Below are 21,534 nucleotides of genomic sequence, written 5' to 3'. Positions count from 1 at the left end.
TTGGCCACCCCCGATATTGAAAAAAATAACAACCTAACAGCTAGGTTGTTATTTTTCCTCTTCCGCTAATTCGACCTTGTCGCCGGCAATTTCCTCGAGCGCCTGGCCGACAAACTTTTTCGACACCGGCTGTTTCACCATCAGCTCCGAGCCGTCTTGAAGCTGGCGCGCCCGTTTCGCTGCGACTGTGACAAGCTTATATTTCGAGTCCACTTTTTGCATCAGCAAATCGATGGAAGGATACAACATCGTCATTCCACCCCCAACATCCGTTTATACCGCTCGGCGACGCGCTCACGCCGGCAATGTTCGGCGATGACGATCGCCTTGATCCGCTCACAGGCGAGCTCGACTTCGTCGTTTTCGACGACATAGTCGTACGCATCCATCATTTCGAGCTCCTCTTTCGCCGCCTGCAGCCGGTTTTCCACCAGCTCTTTCGACTCGGTGCCGCGCCCGATGATCCGCTTCTCGAGCTCCGACAGGCTCGGCGGGGCAAGAAAAATAAAGAGTGCCTCCGGAAACGCGCGGCGCACTTTCATGGCGCCTTGCACTTCAATTTCCAAGAACACGTCTTTCCCTTCGGCGAGCGTTTTTTCCACATAGTCGACCGGCGTCCCGTAATAGTTGCCAACGTATTCCGCCCACTCAAGCAACTTGTTTTCACGGATCATTTGTTCAAACTGCTCGCGCGACCGGAAAAAGTAATCGACGCCCTCCACTTCGCCTTCCCGCGGTTTGCGCGTCGTGACCGACACTGAGTAATGAAGTTTGATGTCAGGACGCGAAAACAGCGCCTTGCGCACCGTCCCTTTGCCGACGCCGGACGGCCCTGACATGACGATTAACAACCCTCGTTCGTTCCTCAACGTTGAAAACCCTACCCTTCCTCGGAAAAATCATCGCTTCCGTACAAGCGGTTCGCCACCGTTTCCGGCTGCACGGACGATAAAATGACGTGGTCGCTGTCGGTAATGATGACCGCGCGCGTCCTTCGGCCGTGCGTTGCGTCGACGAGCTTGCCGTTTTCGCGCGCATCTTGGATCATCCGTTTGATCGGCGCCGAATCAGGACTGACAATTGTGATAATGCGGGCGGCCGACACCATGTTTCCATACCCGATATTAATAAATTTCATCATCAAGACACGCCCACCTGCCATACTCATTATTGTTGCCGCCGGCAAGCCGTTTTAAACGACGGTTACTCCACGTTTTGCACTTGCTCGCGCATTTTCTCGAGCGCGCTTTTCATCTCGACGACTTGCGCGGCAATGACGCTGTCGTTCGCCTTGGCGCCGATCGTGTTCACTTCGCGGTTTAACTCCTGCACGAAAAAGTCAAGCTTCCGCCCGATCGGTTCATCCGCCCTAAGCACGTCTGCCATTTGTGACAAATGGCTGCGGATGCGTTTCAATTCCTCGTGAATGTCGGCCTTTTCGGCAAACACCGCCACTTCTGTGAGCAGGCGCGCTTCATCAACCGGAGAAGGCGCCCATTCGCGCAGGCGGCGCGCAAGCCGCTCGCGGTATTGCTCGACGACGAGCGGCGCCCGCTGTTCAATGGCTTCCACCCCGGCTTCGACTTCATGAAGGCGGGCGCGCAAATCCGCAGCAAGCGCCTCCCCTTCGCGCCGGCGCATTGCGGCGAGCGCTTTTGCCGCTTCTTCCACCGCCGCCAACAGGAGCGGCTCCACCTCCTCGTTCGCCCCTTCCTCCTCGACCACTTCGACCACCCCATCGAGCCGAAGCAAGTCAGCCGCCGTCGCGCCGCCGTCGAGGGAAAATCGCCTCGCCGCTTCCTGCAAACCGTTCCAATATTGGCCGAGCAAATCCCAATCGATATGTACGTTCCGTTTCACAAGCCCCTCGCCGGCAATCGTGACGAACACTTCCACTTTTCCGCGCCGCACATACGGCAAAATTGCTTTTTTTATTTTATCCTCAAACACGAGCCATTGTCTAGGGAGGCGGATGGAAATTTCACAAAACCGGTGGTTGACCGATTTCATTTCCACCGCCACCGTCAAGCGATCCGTTTTTTTCGTGCTCGCGCCAAAACCAGTCATGCTGTAAACCATGCCATCACACCCGTTGCGTCGTTGATGAAAAAGAAAAGGTCATAGAGCGTGCCTCTATCACCTTTTTCATTATACCATACACGCTATTTATTTTCTCGCGAAAAACGAGCCGGCAAACAAAAATGTCGGCAAGGCGGACAAGCCCACGATGAGAAGCCAGTCAATGACCGCGAGCGGTTTCGTATGGAATACAGCGCCAAGCGGCGGATAATAGATGACCACAAGCAGCAATAGAAGCGACACGAGCACCGCCGCAACGAGATACATATTCCCGAACGGACTGCGGTCAAAAACCGAACGGTCGCAGCGGCAGTCAAACACGTGGATCAATTGCGCCAGCACGAGCGTCGCAAACGCCGCCGTCTGAGCGTAAACGAGATCCGCGCCGCTCCGTTCATACGCGGTCAGAAACGCAGCCAGCGTGACGATGCCGATCAAAAAGCCGCGGCTGATGATTTTCCAGCCGAGCCCGCGGGCGAACACCCCTTCATCCGGGCGGCGCGGCGGCCGCTTCATTACATTTTCTTCCGGGCGGTCAAGCCCAAGCGCCATGGCCGGCAATCCATCGGTCACGAGATTCACCCATAAAATTTGAATCGGCACGAGCGGTAGCGGCAACGCCAGCAGCATGGCAAAGAGCATGACAAGAATTTCTCCGACATTCGACGCCAGCAAATAGCGGATAAACTTGCGAATGTTTTCGTAAATGTTTCGTCCTTCTTCGATCGCCGCCTCAATCGTCGCAAAATTGTCATCAAGCAGCACGAGCGACGCCGCCTCTTTCGCCACCTCCGTCCCCGACCGGCCCATCGCGACGCCGATATCGGCCGCTTTCAACGCCGGCGCATCGTTCACCCCGTCGCCGGTCATGGCGACAATATGGCCACGTCGCTTGAAGGCGTTGACAATTTTCAACTTATGCTCCGGGGAGACGCGGGCAAACACGTAAATATCATCGACCTCGCGTTCGAGCTCATCGACCGACAGCTTCGAGAGCGCCGCTCCGTCCATCACCTTGCCGCCGGGCGGCAGCACGCCAAGCTGTTTGGCGATGGCCGTTGCGGTCAACACATGGTCCCCGGTGATCATCACCGTTTTCATCCCCGCCTCCTTGCAGCGCGCCACCGCCTGTTTCACCTCAGGACGCGGCGGGTCGATCATGCCGGCGACGCCGAGAAACTGAAGCTTCGTCTCCGCCTCCTTTTCCGACTGAATCCGCTCCGTTGCCGCGAGCGGCCGATATGCGACGGCAATCGTGCGCAAGGCCGAGGCCGCCATCCCGTGCACCGCCTTCTCGACCGCCTCTTTCCACGCCGGGGTCAGCGCCTGCTCGCGGCCGTTCCATTCAAGACGGTCCGCCCGCTCAAGCAGCACATCGGGCGCCCCTTTCGTCACGACAAACCGCCGTCCGTTCCGGTCGCGGACGATGACTGTCATCATTTTTCGCTCCGAATCAAACGGAAATTCCCGTTCCACGATATAATCGCGAAGCAGCTCCGTTTTCGTCACCCCGGCCTTTTCAGCGGCGACAAGCAGCGCCCCTTCGGTCGGGTCGCCGTCGACATAGCGGCGGCCGCCTTCTTCCTTTACTTCCGAATCGTTGCAAAGCGCCGCCATCACCAACAATCGGCGAAGCGCCGGGATGCGGTTCGGATCCACAGCCTGGCCGCGCTCGGAAAACTTCCCGTCCGTTTCCACCCCGACGCCGCTGACCGCAAACGTCCGCCCGCCCGTCCACACTTGTGTGACGGTCATCATGTTTTCCGTCATCGTTCCTGTTTTGTCGGAGCAAATGACCGAGGCGCAGCCTAGCGTTTCCACCGCCGGGAGCTTGCGGACGATGGCGTTGCGCTTGATCATCCGCTGCACGCCGAGCGCCAACACGACCGTCACGATGGCCGGCAGCCCTTCCGGAATCGCCGCCACCGCGAGCGATACGCCGGCCAAAAACATGTCGTACATATCATGCCCTTGAACAACGCCGACCGCCACCACCGCTGCCGTCAAGGCCAACGCAACCACAAGCAAAATTTTCCCAAGCTGCTCAAGCCGGCGCTGGAGCGGCGTCATGCCGGCATCGGCCTCTTCGAGCATCGCCGCGATTTGCCCCATCGCCGTTTTCATTCCCGTTGCGATGACGATGCCAATGCCGCTTCCTCTCGTCACCAGCGTCCCCATAAAGGCCATATTGTGCAAATCGCCGAGCGATGCCTGCTCCGTGTGAAGCGGGGCAGCCGATTTGGCTGCGGGCACCGATTCGCCGGTCAACGCCGACTCCTCGATTTCCAGTCCGCTCGCCTCGATCAGGCGGACATCGGCCCCGACCCGGTCGCCGCTTGCCAGCCGCACCACATCGCCGACGACAAGATCGCGCGCCGGGATTTTCACCCACTCCCCGCCGCGCAGCACAACCGCCTGCGGGGCGGACAACCGTTTTAAGGCGGCCAGCGACTTCTCGGCCCGCCGTTCCTGAATAAACCCGAGAACGGCGTTCATGATGACGATCACAACAATCGCCACGGCATCGACATACTCGCCTAAAAACGCGGAAACGACCGTCGCCAACAGCAACACGAGCACCATAAAATCTTGAAACTGACGGAAAAAGACGACGATCGCCGGCGTCGCTTTTCCTTCCGCCAGTTCATTGTGCCCAAACTGCCGCAGCCGTTTTTCCGCCTCCGCCGCGGTAAGCCCGGTCCTGACATTCGTCTTTGCCTCTTGCGCAACATCGTTGGCCGCAAGCGTATGCCACTGCATTTGTCTCCCTCCGTCCTTCCATCTTTTCAGCGCACTGTTCCCACCTTTTTATGCTTATTCATCCCTGTCCGAAAAAATGATCAACTCTCCGCCATGATGTCTGACGGCCTAAACAGCCCGCCGTCATCGGCCGGCCGCGGCCCTGTCCTTATAAGAGAAAAGCGGTGCTGCAACCTTTTCGTCCTGCATCACCGCCCACGCTCAGGCAATATTCAAAGAAATGTTCAAAACAGCGCGTCATGTGGTAAGATCGGAATAGCAGACAACCAACATAGAAAGGTGTTTCCTATGTCCTTTGACGGAGTGTTGACATACGCCATTGCCGGTGAACTGAACGAGGCGCTTGCAGGCGGGCGGATCACGAAAATCCATCAGCCGTCCGCCTATGAGATCGTCATGCTTGTGCGCGCCCGCGGCCAGAATCATAAAGTGCTGCTATCGGCGCACCCGACGTACGCCCGCGTCCACTTGACGAATGAAACGTACGACAATCCGCCCGAGCCGCCGATGTTTTGCATGCGGCTGCGCAAACAGTTGGAAGGAAGCATCATCGAGTCGGTCCGCCAAGTCGACTTTGACCGGATCATCATCATCGACGCAAAAGGGCGCGACGAGCTCGGCGACGTGCAAACGAAGCGGCTCATGATCGAAATCATGGGCCGCCATAGCAACATCATCCTAGTCGACGCGTCAACCAACACGATCATCGACAGCTTGAAGCATTTGCCGCCATCGGTCAACCGCTACCGGACGGTGCTCCCCGGGCATCCGTACGTCGCCCCGCCGGCGCACGGCAAACTCAATCCGCTCGAGGCGACCGAAGAAACGGTGCTGAAAAAACTCGACTTTCACGCCGGCAAGCTCGCCCAGCAGCTTGTCTCCGCCTTCAGCGGCATTTCGCCGCTGTTCGCCAACGAAGCCGTGTTCCGCGCCGGGCTCGCCAACCGGGCGACGCTGCCGAAAAGCTTTCTCGCGCTCATCGATGACGTTCGGCACCGCCGCTTTGCCCCGATGATGTACACGAACGGGGAAAAAGAATGGTTTTACGTGTTGCCACTTAAGCACTTACAAATCGAAGGCCAGCCGTTTGCGAGCGCCAGCGGGCTATTGGACCGCTTTTATTTCGGCAAGGCCGAGCGCGACCGCGTCAAGCAGCAAGCCCATGACATCGAGCGGCTCATGGCGAACGAAAAGGCGAAAAATGAGAAAAAGCTCCTCAAGCTCGAACAGACGCTGGAGGAAGCGAAACAAGCCGACATTTACCGGCTGTACGGCGAGCTGCTCACCGCCCACCTGTACGCCGCAAAGCGCGGCATGACGGAAATCGAGGTCGTGAACTACTACGACGAAAACGGCGGCACGATCACCATTCCGCTCGACCCGCAAAAATCGCCGTCTGACAACGCGCAACAATACTTTCAAAAATACCAAAAAGTGAAAAACTCGCTTGCTGTCGTTCAAGAACAAATCGAGCGGACGAAAGAAGACATCGCCTATTGCGACACGATTTTAAGCCAGCTCGAAACCGCCGCGCCAAAAGACGTCGAGGAAATTCGCGATGAGCTCATCGAACAAGGCTATTTGCGCCCGCGCGCGACAAAAGGGACGAAAAAGCGAAAACCAACCGCGCCCGAGCTGGATCGCTACATCGCAAGCGACGGCACGGAAATATTGGTCGGCAAAAACAACAAACAAAACGATTATTTGACAACGAAGCTCGCCCACAAAGACGACATTTGGCTCCATGTCAAAAACATCCCTGGCTCGCACGTCGTCATCCGGAGCAGGCAGCCGTCCGACGAGACGCTCCTCGAGGCGGCGAACTTGGCCGCCTACTTCAGCAAAGCCCGCCAGTCCGGATCCGTGCCTGTCGACTACACGCGCATCCGCCATGTCAAAAAACCGAGCGGCGCCAAGCCGGGGTTTGTCATTTACGAACACGAGCAAACGCTCTACGTCACGCCGGATGAAGAGCTCATCCGCGCCATGAAACAGCGGCAAAAAGAACAAGCGGCGAAACGGCCGTAAACGGGCCTCGATGCCCTTCAACATGGCATCGGCGATTCGCGGGAACTTCCATCGCCATCGACACGGCCTAGCGCCGCAGAAAAGACAACGGGCTGTCTGCAAGACCAGTTTCATTGGCCTTACGGACAGCCCGCTTTGCAAACTTATCGAGTCAACCACAAGCCGCCATCGCGACTGCAAGTTGTTATCTTCAATAATCGTTGCCGTTTTGGATATGGTATAATAATGAAAAAAGCGAGGGAGATCCGATGAATCCAGAACCGTCCAAACTGTATACGTATGCCGATTATATTCAATGGGATGGGCGTTGGGAGCTTATTGATGGAAAAGCTTACAACATGAGCCCTTCCCCAACGTGGGAGCATCAGTTTACCGTTATGGAACTATCGTTCGCATTTCGTTCGTACTTTCAAAATAAAGATTGCTACGTTGCCATTGCTCCGTTTGATGTTCGTCTCTCCGAAAACGATGACTACACATATGCAAAACATGTCGTTCAACCCGATATTTCTGTCATTTGCAATCGAAACAACTTAACACCAAACGGCTGTTTAGGAGCCCCAACACTCGTTGTCGAGGTTCTTTCTCCATCTACAGCGTTAAAAGATCGAAATGAAAAATTTAAACTATACGAACAATTTGGCGTAAAAGAATATTGGATTGTTGACCCTTTGTATAAAACGATTGAAGTATTTGGATTAGAAGATGGATTTTTTAAAAAAAGAGAAGCGTTTGGGGAACATGAAACCATCATCTCTTTTCTATTTACCGATTTTTCTCTCGAGGCGAGGCGATTATTTTTTCAATAAAAATAAAAAATGCAGCAAAACAAGCTATATACATCCAAATTAGCATGTTAACCTCTGGTTCACGCAGTACATCTGATGCGGCGTAATACTTGGTCTGAATGTTGTAAGCCTTCATCCATTCAATGAAGACGTTCACAATAAAAACACCCTATCTAATGCTCATGCATCCGGATAGGGACTTCGTTTTATCCACGCAATGTCGCGCCAAATTGCTGTTCAACCGCTTTCATCACTTGTTCGTGAACGTTTGTTACTTCCTCATCCGTTAATGTCCGTTCTGGATCGCAACAGCGAAGCGACGAGCGAGGCATCTCCCCCGCTTGATCCATGTCCAATCGAGTAGGAGGGGGCGGCTAACCCCCGTCCCCTCACACCACCTAGCATGCGGGTCCGCACTAGGCGATTCGTCAACCTTGACGGAGCTCCGAAATATCGTTGCGTCAAACTCTTGAGTCCTTGAGCGGTCCAGTATGTCTTGCCCAGGGCTTGGTGGAGTTGCGGCGCTTTCGTTGTTCGCCAAGCTCCTTTTCGGGTATTGGCGATCTCCATCACTGCTGTTTCCTTCAATCCCAGCGCCCTTAACTCACGGATTCTGGTTCTGACCCGTTTCCATTGAAGCCATTGACAGAGTCGAAGCCTTCTCCGAATCCATCCTTCGATGTTCTGAAGGACAGACGGGGTTTCGATGAGCCGAAAGTACCCGATCCATCCCATGACGTATTGGTTGACACGATGAATTCGTTCCGGCATCGATATGCTCCAGTTTGGGTTGGCACGCAACATCTCGAAAGAGTCTGATTCACCCCTGAGTTGACGTTCGGTCCTTCCTGTTTCAGGCGTCCCTTACTCCAGTACTATGACCTCTGCTGACTCCTGTACGTTCAGCACTTCTGGTTGCCATCGTCAGAAGGCATGTCGTACAGGCCTCCCCGGATAAGGATGGACACTTTCCACTCATGCACCTGCCCAATCTACCTTCACAGCCCTTGGCGGCTTAGGACTTCGTCTTGTTCAGCAGACTCGTCCGACTGTGGCGGCCTCTCATTGGGTTCGTGTACCTCAGGTCAAGTGTTTGCCTCCAGCTTCCTTCAGATTCCACCTCGCGGTGGACACCCTTGTCTTCAGCTAACGGTAGGCGCTCGCCAGCCCCCGTTCGGGACTCCCACCCTATAGCGTCGCATCCATGCCGGGCGTACTGACAAAAGCGCGAACCGTTTTGTGGTTCGCGCTTCTTTCCCGCTTTATACGCGTAAGAGCATTTGCTCCTCACCTTAAGGAAGAGAAAACAATACATACCGGGCTTTCTGTCTCCAAAATCCAGCCGGTAGGCTGTAGTTCGCCGGTTTTGCCATCCACTTTAAAGGCCACGATCGTATCGCTGTCCTCATTCGCAACGTACAGGAACGTTCCGAATGGATCAAACGTGAAAAATCGGGGAGTCGCACCTTTGGTAGACTCCCAGCCAATAGGGGAAAGTTCACCGGTTTGTTGATCCACCGCAAAAATGGCGATGCTATTATGCCCCCTGTTTGACGCGTATACGAAACGCCCGCACGGTGAGACAGCGATTTCTGCCGCTGTATTTCCATTAACATGGCTAGGAACGGTCGGTATCGTTTGTTTCATCGTTAGCCGTCCATTTTCTTTTTCAAACGCATATACCGTGACAGTAGAATCAAGCTCATTCACAACATACGCATACGGCAAGACTGGATGGAAAGAGATGTGCCGCGGTCCGGCCCCTTCCTGCGTTGTTCCAAAAGGCAAATGTCTTGAAGTCAGTTCGCCTGTTTCGGCATTCAGTGTAAACAAAATGATCCGGTTAAGCCCTAAATCGGGAACAACGAGGAAACGTCCCGTAGGATCAAATACCGTATGGTGGGGATGAGAAATCCCCTATTTTTCATATAGATGCGTTGCAGTGACATACTCCCACCACCTACGCTTCGCTTAGAGGTGGGGGTTTCTCGGGTAATCCCATCTCATGATGGGAAGTTGACCGAGCGATCCCCGTGTGCCCCACGGTTCGAGGACAAGTTAGACTATCGCTAATCGTTTCATGCCCTCATGTTTGATATTGATGGCCGCATTGACGTCCCTGTCGCTCTCGAATCCACATTCACAGCGGAATGTACGCTCAGAAAGCGATAGAGACTTCCTCACTTTGCCGCAGCACGAACAAGTTTTCGATGATGGAAACCATTTGTCGATTTTGATCAGCTTCTTCCCCTGTTCGGCCAACTTGTACTGAAGGAAAGAGGTGAACATGCCCCAGCCATTGTCATGAACGCTTTGACCGAAATGGAGGGCTTGGGACATTCCCTTCATGTTGAGGTCTTCGATGACCACGCAATCATAAAGTTTCGCTAATTTGTGCGACTCCTTATGCAGAAAGTCCTTGCGCTGGTTGGCCATTTTCTCATGCAACTTCGCTACTTTCAGACGCTGTTTATGCCAACGATTCGAGCCTTTCTTTTTACGAGACAATTTACGCTGTTCTTTCGCTAATTTTCCCAATGCTTTGCGATAGAATCGAGGATAATTGGCTCTCTTACCCTCGCTATCGACATACAGCGTACTCATGGAAAAGTCAAGCCCAACAACAGTTTGTCCTTCTTTTGGTGCAGGTTGATGTTCGTACTCTGTGAGAATCGAAATATAGTATTTTCCTGTTTTTGTTTTCGTGATCGTACAAGCCTTGATGATATGGTGGGCAGGAATCTCCCGGTGTTGCTTGAGCTTGATCCATTTCAGTTTGGGCAACTTGATATAGCCATCTGAAAGCTTCATGTTGCCATTCACCACATTTGTGGTGTACGACTGTTTCGCCTTGCGGTTTTTGAACTTTGGAAATCCAGCGCGGCCAGAAAAGAAGTTTTGAAACGCTTTTTGCAAATTCAATTGGGCGTTTGCCAGCGCAAGGCTATCCACTTCTTTTAGCCAAGGAAACTCCTTTTTGTACTTGGCAGGGGTCGGAAATTTTTGCTGTTTCAAGGATTCTTTATCGTCCTTGAACTTTTCAAACAGTTGTATGCGCTCTTCAAGCATTTTGTTATACACGAAACGGACACAACCGAAGGTTTTGGCGAGCAGTTGTTCTTTTGTTGGGTATAGACGGAACTGATAGGCTTTGTTGGCCATATCGACACCACATCACTTCATACCTTGATGTTCTATATAGTTTTTTATTACTTCAATGGGCGCACCACCCGTTGTAAGCAGGCAAACGCTTCTTGACCAAAAATATTCTTTCCACCGTTTTCTTTTCACTTGCGGAAAATGCTTTTTGATCTTGCCATGATGTACGACAGCCAACATAAGCAATTAGTTTTGCATTTGTTTTATTTTCATTTTTTTCGATTGCCATAGTTTTTTCTGCCCCCTTACCCCCAGCGCACTAAAAATGTATCAACCTAGCCTCTTTTTTACTGAGCGGTTTTCAGCGAATTTCCGAATGGACTTTGTGCAAGTCGGCGCATGACGGTCTGCATAATCCCGCCATTGCGATAGTATTCCACTTCTATGGCGTTATCAAGACGGACGATCACGTCAAACTCAAAGCAGGTTCCGTCTTCCCGAATCCCCTCTACCTTGATCTTTTGCCCTGGTTTGACTCCTTTGTCCAACCCGATCGTTCTGAACGTTTCTGCTCCTGTGATCCCGAGAGAGGAAGCGTTTATGCCATCGACAAACTGCAAAGGCAACACTCCCATGCCAACTAGATTGCTGCGGTGGATTCTTTCAAAACTCTCGGCAATGACGGCTTTGACTCCTAAAAGATACGTCCCTTTTGCCGCCCAATCCCTCGAGCTTCCTGTGCCATATTCTTTGCCCGCTATAATCAGCAACGGGATGTCCTTTTCCTTATATTTCATCGCCGCATCATAAATAGACATGATTTCTCCCGTTAACCAATTTTTTGTCATCCCTCGCCCCGCTTCTGGAACCATAAGATTCAGCACATTGGCCAGCGCTCCCCTTACCATGACATGATGATTGCCTCTGCGCGACGGATAGGAGTTAAAATCTTTCGGTTCTACTCCGCAACTTTGCAAATACAGCCCAGCAGGACTGTTGGGGAGAATGACTCCCGAGGGGGAGAGATGATCCGTCGTGACGACATCCCCTAACAGCGCAAGGACACGAGCTTCTTTTATGTCTTCCATTTCTTTTACATCCCAACGGAAGCGTTCCAAGAACGGAGGTTTGCGGATGTAACAAGAACGTTCGTCCCATTGATACAGCAATCCTTCAGAAATATCAATACGATTCCATTGCTCATTTGCTTCGTATACGACCTCATACCGTTTACGGAACAATTCAGGTTGAAGTGATTGCTGCAACACTTGCTGGATTTCGGCTGAAGACGGCCAAAGTTCTTTTAAATATACCGGTTGGTGATTTTTATTATATCCGATCGGTTCTGTCGTCAAATCGATATTGACCGTACCTGCCAAGGCATAAGCAACAACAAGCGGAGGCGATGCCAAATAGTTTAATTTCACTTGTGGATGTATACGCCCTTCAAAATTGCGGTTTCCTGACAACACACTAGCTACAGTCAGTTCGTGATCGGCGATGGCCTTACTGACCTCCGGGAGAAGCGGCCCCGAGTTGCCAATACATGTCGCACACCCGTAAGCTGCGATATAGAATCCTAACTCTTCTAAGTAGGACAGCAACCCTGCCCTCTGCAAGTAATCTGTGACCACCCGCGAGCCCGGGCTTAGAGACGTTTTCACATACGGCGGCATCCGAAGTCCTTTCTTAACGGCATTTCTGGCCACAAGTCCAGCCGCCACCAATAACGTGGGATTGGACGTATTCGTACAACTTGTGATTGCTGCTAAAACAATCGCACCGTTTTGCAAAACTGACTGTGTCCCATCTTCATGCGTAATGACCACTGATTTTTGCCAATCCTTCTCCGTGAGTCCATAACCGCCTTGCGGCAATGGGGCTTGAATCATCTCTTGGTAACGTTTCTTCATCTGTCCTAATTCAATGCGATCCTGCGGGCGCTTAGGCCCTGCCAGACAGGGAACAACGGTCGATAAATCCAGCTCAATGATTTCAGAATAGCATGGTTCCGGGCTTTCTTCTTGCTTATACATGCCTTGGATTCGGTAATACGTTTCCACAAGGTCTATTTGTTCCTCATCGCGGCCCATCAGCCGCAAGTAGTTTATCGTTTCCCTGTCGACAGGGAAATAGCCCATAGTGGCCCCATACTCAGGCGCCATATTCGCAATGGTCGCGCGATCAGCTACACTCAGCGTTTGAACTCCTGAACCGAAAAATTCCACAAACTTGCCAACAACCCCTTTTTGCCGAAGAAGATTGGTAATGGTCAAAGCCAAATCGGTCGCTGTCACTCCCTCAGAAAGTGAACCCGTGAGTTTCAGGCCAACGACTTCTGGCATGACGAAGTACACAGGCTGCCCTAATACAGCCGCCTCTGCTTCGATTCCGCCTACTCCCCACGCTACAATTCCCAATCCGTTAATCATCGTTGTACGGGAATCGGTTCCAATCAGCGAGTCTGGAAAAATTACCGTTTCATTGCCATTCTTTTTTAAGGAAATAACCGATGATAGAAACTCCATATTCACTTGATGCATAATGCCGCTCGAGGGTGGAACAACGCGAAAATTAGCGAACGCTTTTTGCGCCCAACGCAAAAAACGAAAGCGTTCCATATTTCGGTTGAAGTTGAGTTGTTCATTTAAGTTGACGGCGTCCGGCTTTCCAAAATAATCAATTGTCACCGAATGATCTACGACAAGGTCTACAGGAATAAGAGGGTTGATTTTACGAACATCTCCTCCCATCTGTGCCATTGTGTCGCGCATGGCTGCTAAATCCACTAATGCCGGTAGTCCGGTCGTATCATGCATAAGAATCCTAGACGGCTTAAAAGGCACTTCCCGGGTTGTCTCGCGCTTTTTTCCCCAATTCGCTAACATGGCGATATGCTCTGCGGTGATCGCGGAACCATCAAATTCACGTACAGCCGCTTCCAACAACACTTTGATGGAATAAGGCAGTCGGGAAACGTTTCCGACTCCATCCTCTTCGAGCGCGTTGATGCGATAGAAAGAGTAGGTTTTTCCACGTAAAGAAAAATGAGATTTCGTTCTCCGTATGCTTTTGAGCACTTTGTCTTCCATTGCCGATAGCCACCTTTTCTCTTTGGTTGATTTCATTTTATTACAAAACTGAAAAGCGAAAGAAATATCAATTTGTTATGAGCAGGTATGAAAATTTTATATGTGCAACACTCTTGGTGCATTTTGGGCGCCACGGTCTTGCCAAAAAGAAAGATAGCGGGTAGATTAAAATAACAACAAGGAATGGATATAGAGGTGTGTAATCATTATGGAAGACCGCGACTGGATGATTTTGCATACCCTTTATAAGGAGAAAAGTATTACGAAAACCGCCCAACGACTATTTATTTCGCAACCAACACTAACAAAACGCCTGCAACAAATTGAAAAAGAGTTGGAAGTCAAAATTGTGGATCGCGGATTCAAAGGAGTGCAATTTACGCCGGAAGGAGAATACCTCGCCAAGTGTGCTGAAGATATGTTGCATCGTCTTCGCGTGATAAAAGAAAATTTAAAGAATTTCCATCATCAAGTAGCGAGAACGTTGCGCCTTGGTGTATCGAACTTCATTAGCAAATACAAACTCCCTGCTCTGCTCAAATATTTTAAAGATCAGTACCCTCAAGTCGAATTCCAAGTGAAAACCGGCTACAGTCGAGATATTTTTGCTTTATTATATAGTCAGGAAGTCCATGTGGCTTTTATTCGCGGGGAATACAACTGGCCTGATCAAAAACACTTGCTGTTTGAGGAAAACATCTGTGTTGCCTCTAAGCAAGAGGTAGATTTAGAACAACTCCCCCAACTGCCAAGAATTGATTATAAAACAGACGTCTTATATAGGCAGTTAGTGGATAACTGGTGGGCGGAGCGATATATACATCCTCCGTATATCGCTATGGTCGTCGATCAAGGGGACACATGCAAAGAAATGGTGGCCAATGGATTAGGATACGCGATTATGCCTTCACTATTTTTGGAAAATGTGAAAGGGCTTCATAAAATCTGCCTGACAGATAAAAAAGGGCGTCCTCTCACCCAAAAAACATGGATGATGTACCATCAAGACTCTTTAACATTAAATGTCGTGAACGCCTTTGTTGATGTAGTCAAACAGCTTGATATATATTCCTTATAAAAATAATAAAAAGGAACGGCGGCATCTGCCCCGTTCCCCGTTCCTTTTTATTTATTCAAGACATTTTCCAAATACCGAAGCGCTTCCTCCCTGCTGGATACCCGTTTTGCTCTGTCGAGATCCATTTGCAGTTTTTCTAATGCCTTTTGTAAAATTTCCTGTTCCCGCATTTGTGGTACAACAACAACTCCATCAGCATCACCGACGATCATATCACCCGGATGCACCGTCACCCCACCGCAAGAGACAGGGACATTGATTTCCCCCATACCAGCCTTTCCACTAGCTGCCACAGTCGTTCCGAGGCAGAAAACAGGAATATTCAATTTTCTAATCCCCTCAATGTCCCGTATCACCCCGTGGGCAACAATCCCTTTTATTCCTAACATTTGTGCTACGCCAACTAAAAAATCTCCTGCGATGGCCCGATAGGTGTCCCCTTTGGCGTCTACCACAAGGACACTTCCCGGCGGCGCTTCCTTCAGCGCCTTCAAAAAAACAAGATTGTCCCCTACGGGCATTTTCACTGTAAACGCTCTTCCTGCCACGCGATCATTTTCCTTCAAAGGCTTGATCTGCGAATCAAGATTATTGAGACCTTGCATCACATCAGAAATACAGGTGGTCGGTATCATTTCAAACTGACTGATTATATTCATTTCACCACTTCCCCTTTTAGCTGATTGGATTGTGAAGCCTGATGTTTAGAAAAACCTTGCCTTTTTTCAAGGCGCATCAACAAAACCATGATAAATGAGATAAATAAGAGCACACTTAAAAATACCAAACCTGCTTCCGTGCACAGCGCCCGTATCATTCATTCATATTCAGCCTCCTCCAATTGTCATTGAAATCGTTTTCCGAAAATGGCATAAAAATTGATCAACACGTATCCTTAGTGTTATCCCCCCTTCCTTTTCAACCTGCTGCGAAACAGGATTGATCCATGAGCAAAAATGGCAAGCAAAACGTCACAGGAAAGCGTTTACCAGAGCTGGCGACCCATCTGAACCAAAAACAACGCCCATGGACGTTTTCTTTTATTACTTCCATCTTAGCGAAAAGTAGCATGGTAGAAGAAATAGTTTTCGTTCATGACGCGGTATTCGAATTTCGAATGTATGACAGACAACGAGGATGGCCAGGGCAAAGTGGAATACATTCAATCATTCAAAGATGCCATGTTTTTCATGATGAACTATAAGAAGATCAGCAACTTACCGAATACAGGCCTCTTTCTCGGCCATACCAGCAGCCAAAAAGGAGAAAGAGGCCCAAAACATAAAACTGGGTGATTAATCGATGATATTAGGTACAAGGACAAACCCTTCCATCAATCGCCGGGCACTGCGGCTCATCACCACTTTTTTTACCATCCAACTATGATGATGTCGTTCGACTGCAGCTCCTACTCTTACAATGCCCGACGGATGCCCGATGCGAATCTCGGATACTGCGCGTCCTAAAATGTTGCTCACGATCGTTCCCGGGATCGCCGCCGCAGCAGCCATCGCCACCGCACCTGTGCCTGTCATGGCATGATGCAGTTTCCCCATCGACAAAATGCGCGCCAACAGGTCAATCTCTTCCCGGCGCACCACTTTGCCGCTCGATGCAGTATAGCTTGCTGGCTCAGCCAAAAAGGCAATTTTCGGTGTATGCTGGCGTTTCGCCATGGCGTACTCGATGTCGTCTGCCACCCCCATAGCGACAGCCCCGTGAGCGCGGATCCATTCCAACCGCGCCAACAAATCCGGATTGCCGTTAATATCTTGTTGCAATTCTGTTCCCGTTAATCCCATTGACGATGCAGAAATAAAGACAGAAGGATTTCCGGCATTGATTAGAGTTGCCTCCACTTCTCCTATTCCCGGAACGTGAAGGATGTCGATGGGATTTCCGGTTGGCAGAACCCCTCCCTCCCCGCCAGGATCAAGGAATTCCAGCTTGATTTCCGACGCTGGAAAGGCTACTCCGTCTAGCACGAAATCGCCAAGCTCTTGCACTTCTCCATCCTTCATCGGGACATGGGCGATGATTTCCTTTCCAATGTTCTCCTGCCAAATATGGACAGTGGCCACCCCATCCTTAGGAGCATCGACGAGCCCGTGATCAATCGCAAAAGGACCAACCGCCGCTGTAAGATTCCCGCAGTTCCCACTCCAATCAATGAGTGGCTGCCCTATGGCTACTTGGCCGAATAAATAATCAACATCACATCCGGGCCGGTTGCTTTTGCTGATGATGACCACCTTGCTCGTGCTTGACGTCGCCGCACCCATGCCATCGATTTGCTGCCCATACGGATCCGGACTTCCCATCACACGCAACAATAGTTTGTCACGTTTCGACGGATCAGAGGGCAAATCTTCTTTCAGAAAAAAAATTCCCTTACTCGTTCCGCCTCGCATATAAACGGCAGGGATTTTGATTTGTTTTCCCCACTGCTTCACTTCGTTCTCTCCTTCCAACTTTATGCGACTGAAAGGCGCGGAGGCGGCATCCTAAATAGCGGCCTGCCTTCCCCGCCCCACTGGCACGATGCTTCCTGAAACAGTGCAACAGCCGATGTCAGCCTTTCAGCCTTTTCTTTTCACAAACGGATCGGCTCCCGCTTCAAGCTAAGGGGGAGTAGTTCACTTTCTTACGAAGAACCATTGGCAATACACCACCATGGCGGTAATAATCAATCTCTATCTCGCTGTCGAAACGGACGATCACGTCAAACACCTTCCGGCAGCCGTATTCATCAGTGGCGATCACCGTTACAAGTTGGCGGGGGCGGATGTGATTGTCAATATGGATATCATATCGTTCGCGCCCAGTTAAGCCAAGGGTATCAGCATTTTCTCCCTCTTGGAATTGAAGAGGAAGCACACCCATCAATGCCAAGTTGCTGCGGTGGATACGCTCGAAGCTCTGCGCCAAAACCGCTTTGACGCCAAGCAGCGCAGTCGCTTTCGCCGCCCAGTCCCGGGAACTGCCCATGCCGTAATCCATCCCGGCGATCACCAATAATCCCGTTCCATCTTGTTGATATTTCATAGCCGCATCGTAAATGGACATGACTTCCCCGGTTGGGAAATATGTTGTTACGCCGCCCTCTGTTCCCGGCGCTACTTCGTTTCTCAAACGGATATTGGAAAAGGCACCGCGCATCATTACTTCATGATTGCCGCGGCGGGAGCCATAGGAGCTTAAATCCCCCGGCTTTACCCCTTGCGACAACAAGTATTTTCCTGCCACACTATTAGGCGGAATCGTCCCCCCAGCCGGAGAGATGTGATCGGTCGTAACGGAATCGCCAAGTTTGACAAGCACCCGCAACCCGTTCAGCGATTCGATTGGCCTAGCCTCTTTGGACATATTTTGGAAAAAGGGCGGGTTGCGAAGAAATGTCGAATCTTCCTCCCATTCATAAAGCAATCCTTTGCCCGTCTGCAATTGATTCCATGCTTCATTCCCGCTGAACATGCTTTTGTTTTGCTGTTCATATAAATCTACTGTAATGGTTTCAGCTATTACCTTTTCGATTTCCGAATGGGTTGGCCATATGTCTTGCAAGTAAACAGCCTTTCCCTCTTTGTCTGTTCCGAGAGGCTCGTTTTGAAGATTGATGTCCACACTTCCGGCAATAGCATACGCAACAACGAGAGGAGGGGAAGCTAAAAAGTTCGCTTTAATGAGCGGATGAATGCGTCCTTCAAAATTGCGATTGCCGGATAACACTCCACAAACAATCAAATCGTTCTGTGCGATCGCCTCCGCCACTTCGTCAGGAAGAGGGCCTGAATTCCCTACACATGTTGTACAGCCATAGCCGACAAGATAGAATCCGAGTTTTTCGAGATAAGGAAGCAGCCCGGCCTTCCGCAAATATTGGGTAACGACCTTCGATCCAGGAGCAAGGCTCGTTTTGACAAACGGCGGAACGGATAGCCCTCTTTCTACGGCCTTTTTTGCCAACAGACCAGCGCCAATCATGACATACGGATTGGAAGTGTTTGTGCAGCTCGTAATGGCCGCAAGCACAATGGAGCCTGTTTTTAACGGATACGTTTGGCCGTCGTGGAAGGCGACAGAACATTGTTTGTCTATCTCCTCTTCGCTGAGGCCATATCCGTGATTCCCCAATGTGTTCGTTAAGGACTTTCGAAAAGCCTCTTTCACCTCAGATAATCGGATCAAGTCCTGTGGACGCTTCGGACCAGCGACATACGATTCAATGGTAGAAAGATCCAATTCGATCACTTCCGTATACATCGGCTCCTCAGCATCCGGTGTAAAAAACAGCCCATTCGCCTTGCAATAAGCCTCTACAAGCTGTACTTGTTCCTCCGTTCGTCCGGTTAGACGCAAAAAGTTCAATATTTCCTGATCTACAGGGAAGAAGGAGATGGTTGCTCCATTTTCTGGCGACATATTGGCGACCGTCGCCCGATCGGCCACAGATAAATTTGTGACCCCTTCCCCGAAGAATTCCACAAATTTTCCGACAACGTGTTTCTTGCGAAGCAGATGTGTAACATAAAGAGCAAGATCTGTCCCGGTTGCGCCAGCAGGCAATTTGCCTTTTAGACGAATCCCAATTACCTCTGGGGCTGGAAAGTACGAAGGTTGCCCGAGCATCGCCGCTTCTGCCTCAATGCCTCCGACTCCCCATCCAACGACCCCGATCCCATTCACCATTGGTGTATGTGAGTCGGCTCCAAAACAAGTATCAGGGAAGGCGAGATATTCGCCATTTTCTTCCGTTGACTGTACAACCGAAGCAAGATATTCTACATTGGCTTGATGAATGATAGCGGTCGAAGGCGGCACGACGCGAAACTTCTTGAAAGAGTTGGACGCCCATTTAAAAAATTTGTACCGCTCATAGTTGAGCTCAAATCCTCGTTCGACATTATATTTCAATGCATCCGGCGTTCCGAACTTCTCTACTTGTTCGGCATGATCGATGACAAGGTCAACAGGGATTTCCGGGTTGATCATCTCCGGGCTTCCGCCCATATCCGCCATGGCTTGGCGCAAAGACGCGAGATCAACAACAACCGGAACACCCGTAAAATCCTGCAAAACGATTCGCGCAGGCTTAAAAGGAACATCAATCTCTCTTTTCCACTCGTCGGTTCCCCATTTTGCCAAATTCTCAATATGTTCTTTTTTGATTGCCACCCCATCGTATTGGCGGAGCACCGATTCCAATAAAACTTTAATCGAATAAGGAAGCCGAGAAACTTTCCCAACCCCTAATTCTTCCAGACCCATCAGACGATAATAGGTATACCTCTTGCCATTGACCGTAAAAAAGGAACGCGTTCGAAAAATATCATGTTCTGCGATCAACGGTTTCCCTCCCCTTTCATTCCATTCATGCAACTTTCAATTCGATTATAAGTTGGGATAATCTATAATAAAAATATCGTTTTTTGATGGTTAACCATGATGAAATGGAATACCTAACAACAAGAGACCACACACGGTCACAGAGAAGGTTCGTCACGTGGAGGATATCTCAACGCAAAACACCGTGGCGGGGGCCAACCGCACTAACGGTTTTCCCATAGTGCGGCCGTAAAGGAGCAATGATGACGGGGAGACGATGAAGTTAAGAAAAAACGCCCTAGCAAGGGCCTTCCCACTTTCCCATATTCAAAAGGGCTGCACTGCGCAAAGGTGAACGTGTTTCACCAGTCGTCCAAATGTTCCACTAAATCCACAAACAGCTTAGCGATTTTGAGTGCCAACACTTCTTCATGATAAATCATCCACGTTTTCCGGAGGATCGGCGTTCCTTCCCGACCTGTGAGATCGAGCTTGTACAAGTGCGGCGCATCATGAAGGATCCGGCGGGGGACGATCGCATATCCAAGACCATGAATCACCATTTCCTTGCAAGTATCCACTCGGTCGACCGTCATCCCAACGTACGGGGGCTGTTCGAAATGTTCAGCCCACCAGTTATCAATGATGCCTTTAAATAAAGACTCCGTGCGATAGTCAATTCTTGGCAAGCGAGGAAGATCGCCAAGGTCGAATTCTTCCCTATAAGCAACGCAAAGCGTTTCTTCAAATAAGAGATGCTTTTTGCCCGCCCATTGATAGTCTCCCCGAACAAATCCAATATGTACATCCTGATTGTACACCCATTGAAACACTTCCCGGCTCCAACCTGTTTGCACTTGGAATTCAACATGCGGATGTTCATCTTTAAAACGTTTTAATACTCGCGGAAGCTGATACTTGGCAAAGTAATTCGAAACGCCTAGCCGCAGCGTTCCCTCTACGACAGCTGTATTCATATCCTTGACATGTTCTCTAATCTTGCGCAAATGACGCAACATTTGTTCTGCGCTCTTCGCCAAATACTCTCCTTCAGGGGTAAATTGCACTCCTCTTCTCCCCCTTTGCACGATGGTCACGCCAAAATGCTGCTCAATCTCGCGAAGCCGCTTCGAAATCGTTGGCTGGGAAATAAACAGCTCTTGGGCGGCTTTCGTGATGTTTTTATATTTAAATAAGGTTTGCAAAAGTTCCCAATCCCGTTCTTCCATAGTACCACTCTCCAAGAACAGATTGTTGTTTCTATCCGTCTCTGTCAATCATACCA

At 50.5% G+C, this 21,534-nt stretch carries 16 protein-coding genes and 2 pseudogenes; 3 read left to right on the top strand and 15 right to left on the bottom strand.

What is annotated here, in order from left to right; genetic code table 11:
• Nucleotides 1–48 precede the first annotated feature (48 nt).
• The 5 genes from rpoZ to M493_RS05430 all read right to left on the bottom strand — a co-directional run bounded on the left by rpoZ (nt 49) and on the right by M493_RS05430 (nt 4,839).
• Nucleotides 49–249 carry a DNA-directed RNA polymerase subunit omega gene (gene rpoZ, locus M493_RS05450; RefSeq protein ID WP_041267738.1) on the bottom strand — a complete coding sequence of 67 codons (201 nt, stop codon included), beginning with the start codon at nt 247–249 and terminating at the stop codon, nt 49–51.
• Between the two features lie 2 nt (nt 250–251).
• The gene (gene gmk, locus M493_RS05445; RefSeq protein WP_071990875.1) at nt 252–869 is read right to left on the bottom strand and encodes a guanylate kinase; all 618 of its coding nucleotides are present in this window, start codon (nt 867–869) and stop codon (nt 252–254) included.
• A gap of 11 nt (nt 870–880) precedes the next feature.
• Entirely contained in the window at nt 881–1,144 is a 264-nt protein-coding gene (gene remA, locus M493_RS05440) for an extracellular matrix/biofilm regulator RemA (protein ID WP_041267737.1), read from the bottom strand.
• 59 nt (nt 1,145–1,203) lie between these two features.
• On the bottom strand, nt 1,204–2,079 hold the full coding sequence (locus M493_RS05435; protein ID WP_020959292.1) for a YicC/YloC family endoribonuclease: 876 nt from the start codon (nt 2,077–2,079) through the stop codon (nt 1,204–1,206).
• 87 nt (nt 2,080–2,166) lie between these two features.
• Nucleotides 2,167–4,839: a calcium-translocating P-type ATPase, SERCA-type gene (locus M493_RS05430; RefSeq protein ID WP_020959291.1), complete on the bottom strand. Its 2,673-nt coding sequence runs from the start codon at nt 4,837–4,839 to the stop codon at nt 2,167–2,169.
• Between the two features lie 288 nt (nt 4,840–5,127).
• Between M493_RS05430 and M493_RS05425 the strand changes: the two genes are divergently transcribed.
• Together M493_RS05425 and M493_RS05420 are read left to right on the top strand one after the other, a co-directional pair.
• Nucleotides 5,128–6,867, top strand: a complete 1,740-nt coding sequence (locus M493_RS05425; RefSeq protein WP_020959290.1) for an Rqc2 family fibronectin-binding protein — start codon at nt 5,128–5,130, stop codon at nt 6,865–6,867.
• A gap of 248 nt (nt 6,868–7,115) precedes the next feature.
• Nucleotides 7,116–7,676, top strand: a complete 561-nt coding sequence (locus tag M493_RS05420) for a Uma2 family endonuclease (RefSeq protein ID WP_020959289.1) — start codon at nt 7,116–7,118, stop codon at nt 7,674–7,676.
• 185 nt (nt 7,677–7,861) lie between these two features.
• Here the strand turns inward: M493_RS05420 and M493_RS17535 are convergent.
• From M493_RS17535 to acnA (M493_RS05400), 6 genes and pseudogenes are all read right to left on the bottom strand, one after another.
• Nucleotides 7,862–7,975, bottom strand: a pseudogene (locus M493_RS17535) (hypothetical protein); the annotation flags it as partial.
• Nucleotides 7,935–8,390 (bottom strand): group II intron maturase-specific domain-containing protein, encoded by a 456-nt coding sequence (locus M493_RS05415; protein ID WP_235183463.1) that lies wholly within the window; start codon nt 8,388–8,390, stop codon nt 7,935–7,937. The pseudogene M493_RS17535 and the gene M493_RS05415, both read right to left, overlap by 41 nt.
• A 552-nt stretch (nt 8,391–8,942) precedes the next feature.
• Nucleotides 8,943–9,569 (bottom strand): lactonase family protein, encoded by a 627-nt coding sequence (locus M493_RS05410; RefSeq protein WP_081713461.1) that lies wholly within the window; start codon nt 9,567–9,569, stop codon nt 8,943–8,945.
• Nucleotides 9,570–9,713: 144 nt separating this feature from the next.
• Entirely contained in the window at nt 9,714–10,817 is a 1,104-nt protein-coding gene (locus tag M493_RS05405) for an RNA-guided endonuclease InsQ/TnpB family protein (RefSeq protein WP_020959287.1), read from the bottom strand.
• Nucleotides 10,818–10,829: 12 nt separating this feature from the next.
• Nucleotides 10,830–10,967 (bottom strand): annotated as a pseudogene (locus M493_RS17530) (transposase); the annotation flags it as partial.
• Nucleotides 10,968–11,101: 134 nt separating this feature from the next.
• Nucleotides 11,102–13,846, bottom strand: coding sequence for an aconitate hydratase AcnA (acnA, locus tag M493_RS05400; RefSeq protein ID WP_020959285.1), 2,745 nt, complete (start codon nt 13,844–13,846; stop codon nt 11,102–11,104).
• A gap of 208 nt (nt 13,847–14,054) precedes the next feature.
• On the opposite strand from acnA (M493_RS05400), the gene M493_RS05395 reads away from it, so the two are divergent.
• A complete protein-coding gene (locus M493_RS05395; RefSeq protein WP_020959284.1) occupies nt 14,055–14,924 on the top strand; it encodes a LysR family transcriptional regulator in 870 nt (289 codons plus the stop codon).
• A gap of 47 nt (nt 14,925–14,971) precedes the next feature.
• Here the strand turns inward: M493_RS05395 and M493_RS05390 are convergent, their stop codons facing one another.
• From M493_RS05390 to M493_RS05370, 4 genes are all read right to left on the bottom strand, one after another.
• A complete protein-coding gene (locus M493_RS05390; protein ID WP_020959283.1) occupies nt 14,972–15,583 on the bottom strand; it encodes an RraA family protein in 612 nt (203 codons plus the stop codon).
• Between the two features lie 636 nt (nt 15,584–16,219).
• Complete coding sequence (gene prpF, locus M493_RS05380) at nt 16,220–17,377, bottom strand: 2-methylaconitate cis-trans isomerase PrpF (protein WP_020959280.1); 1,158 nt, start codon at nt 17,375–17,377, stop codon at nt 16,220–16,222.
• A 163-nt stretch (nt 17,378–17,540) separates the two neighbouring features.
• Nucleotides 17,541–20,267: an aconitate hydratase AcnA gene (gene acnA / locus M493_RS05375; protein ID WP_041267872.1), complete on the bottom strand. Its 2,727-nt coding sequence runs from the start codon at nt 20,265–20,267 to the stop codon at nt 17,541–17,543.
• Between the two features lie 344 nt (nt 20,268–20,611).
• The gene (locus M493_RS05370) at nt 20,612–21,478 is read right to left on the bottom strand and encodes a LysR family transcriptional regulator (RefSeq protein WP_020959278.1); all 867 of its coding nucleotides are present in this window, start codon (nt 21,476–21,478) and stop codon (nt 20,612–20,614) included.
• Nucleotides 21,479–21,534: the final 56 nt, after the last annotated feature.

The sequence above is a fragment of the Geobacillus genomosp. 3 genome (assembly GCF_000445995.2).
Classification (GTDB): Bacteria; Bacillota; Bacilli; order Bacillales; family Anoxybacillaceae; genus Geobacillus.
This window is presented reverse-complemented; position numbering and strand designations above follow the sequence as displayed.

Coding starts and splice junctions, on each gene's coding strand:
- rpoZ (WP_041267738.1), bottom strand. CDS start 249: ATGTTGTATCCTTCCATCGATTTGCTGATGCAAAAAGTGGACTCGAAA.
- M493_RS05435 (WP_020959292.1), bottom strand. CDS start 2,079: ATGGTTTACAGCATGACTGGTTTTGGCGCGAGCACGAAAAAAACGGAT.
- M493_RS05430 (WP_020959291.1), bottom strand. CDS start 4,839: ATGCAGTGGCATACGCTTGCGGCCAACGATGTTGCGCAAGAGGCAAAG.
- M493_RS05425 (WP_020959290.1), top strand. CDS start 5,128: ATGTCCTTTGACGGAGTGTTGACATACGCCATTGCCGGTGAACTGAAC.
- M493_RS05420 (WP_020959289.1), top strand. CDS start 7,116: ATGAATCCAGAACCGTCCAAACTGTATACGTATGCCGATTATATTCAA.
- M493_RS05415 (WP_235183463.1), bottom strand. CDS start 8,390: ATGGGATGGATCGGGTACTTTCGGCTCATCGAAACCCCGTCTGTCCTT.
- M493_RS05405 (WP_020959287.1), bottom strand. CDS start 10,817: ATGGCCAACAAAGCCTATCAGTTCCGTCTATACCCAACAAAAGAACAA.
- acnA (WP_020959285.1), bottom strand. CDS start 13,846: ATGGAAGACAAAGTGCTCAAAAGCATACGGAGAACGAAATCTCATTTT.
- M493_RS05395 (WP_020959284.1), top strand. CDS start 14,055: ATGGAAGACCGCGACTGGATGATTTTGCATACCCTTTATAAGGAGAAA.
- M493_RS05390 (WP_020959283.1), bottom strand. CDS start 15,583: ATGAATATAATCAGTCAGTTTGAAATGATACCGACCACCTGTATTTCT.
- M493_RS05370 (WP_020959278.1), bottom strand. CDS start 21,478: ATGGAAGAACGGGATTGGGAACTTTTGCAAACCTTATTTAAATATAAA.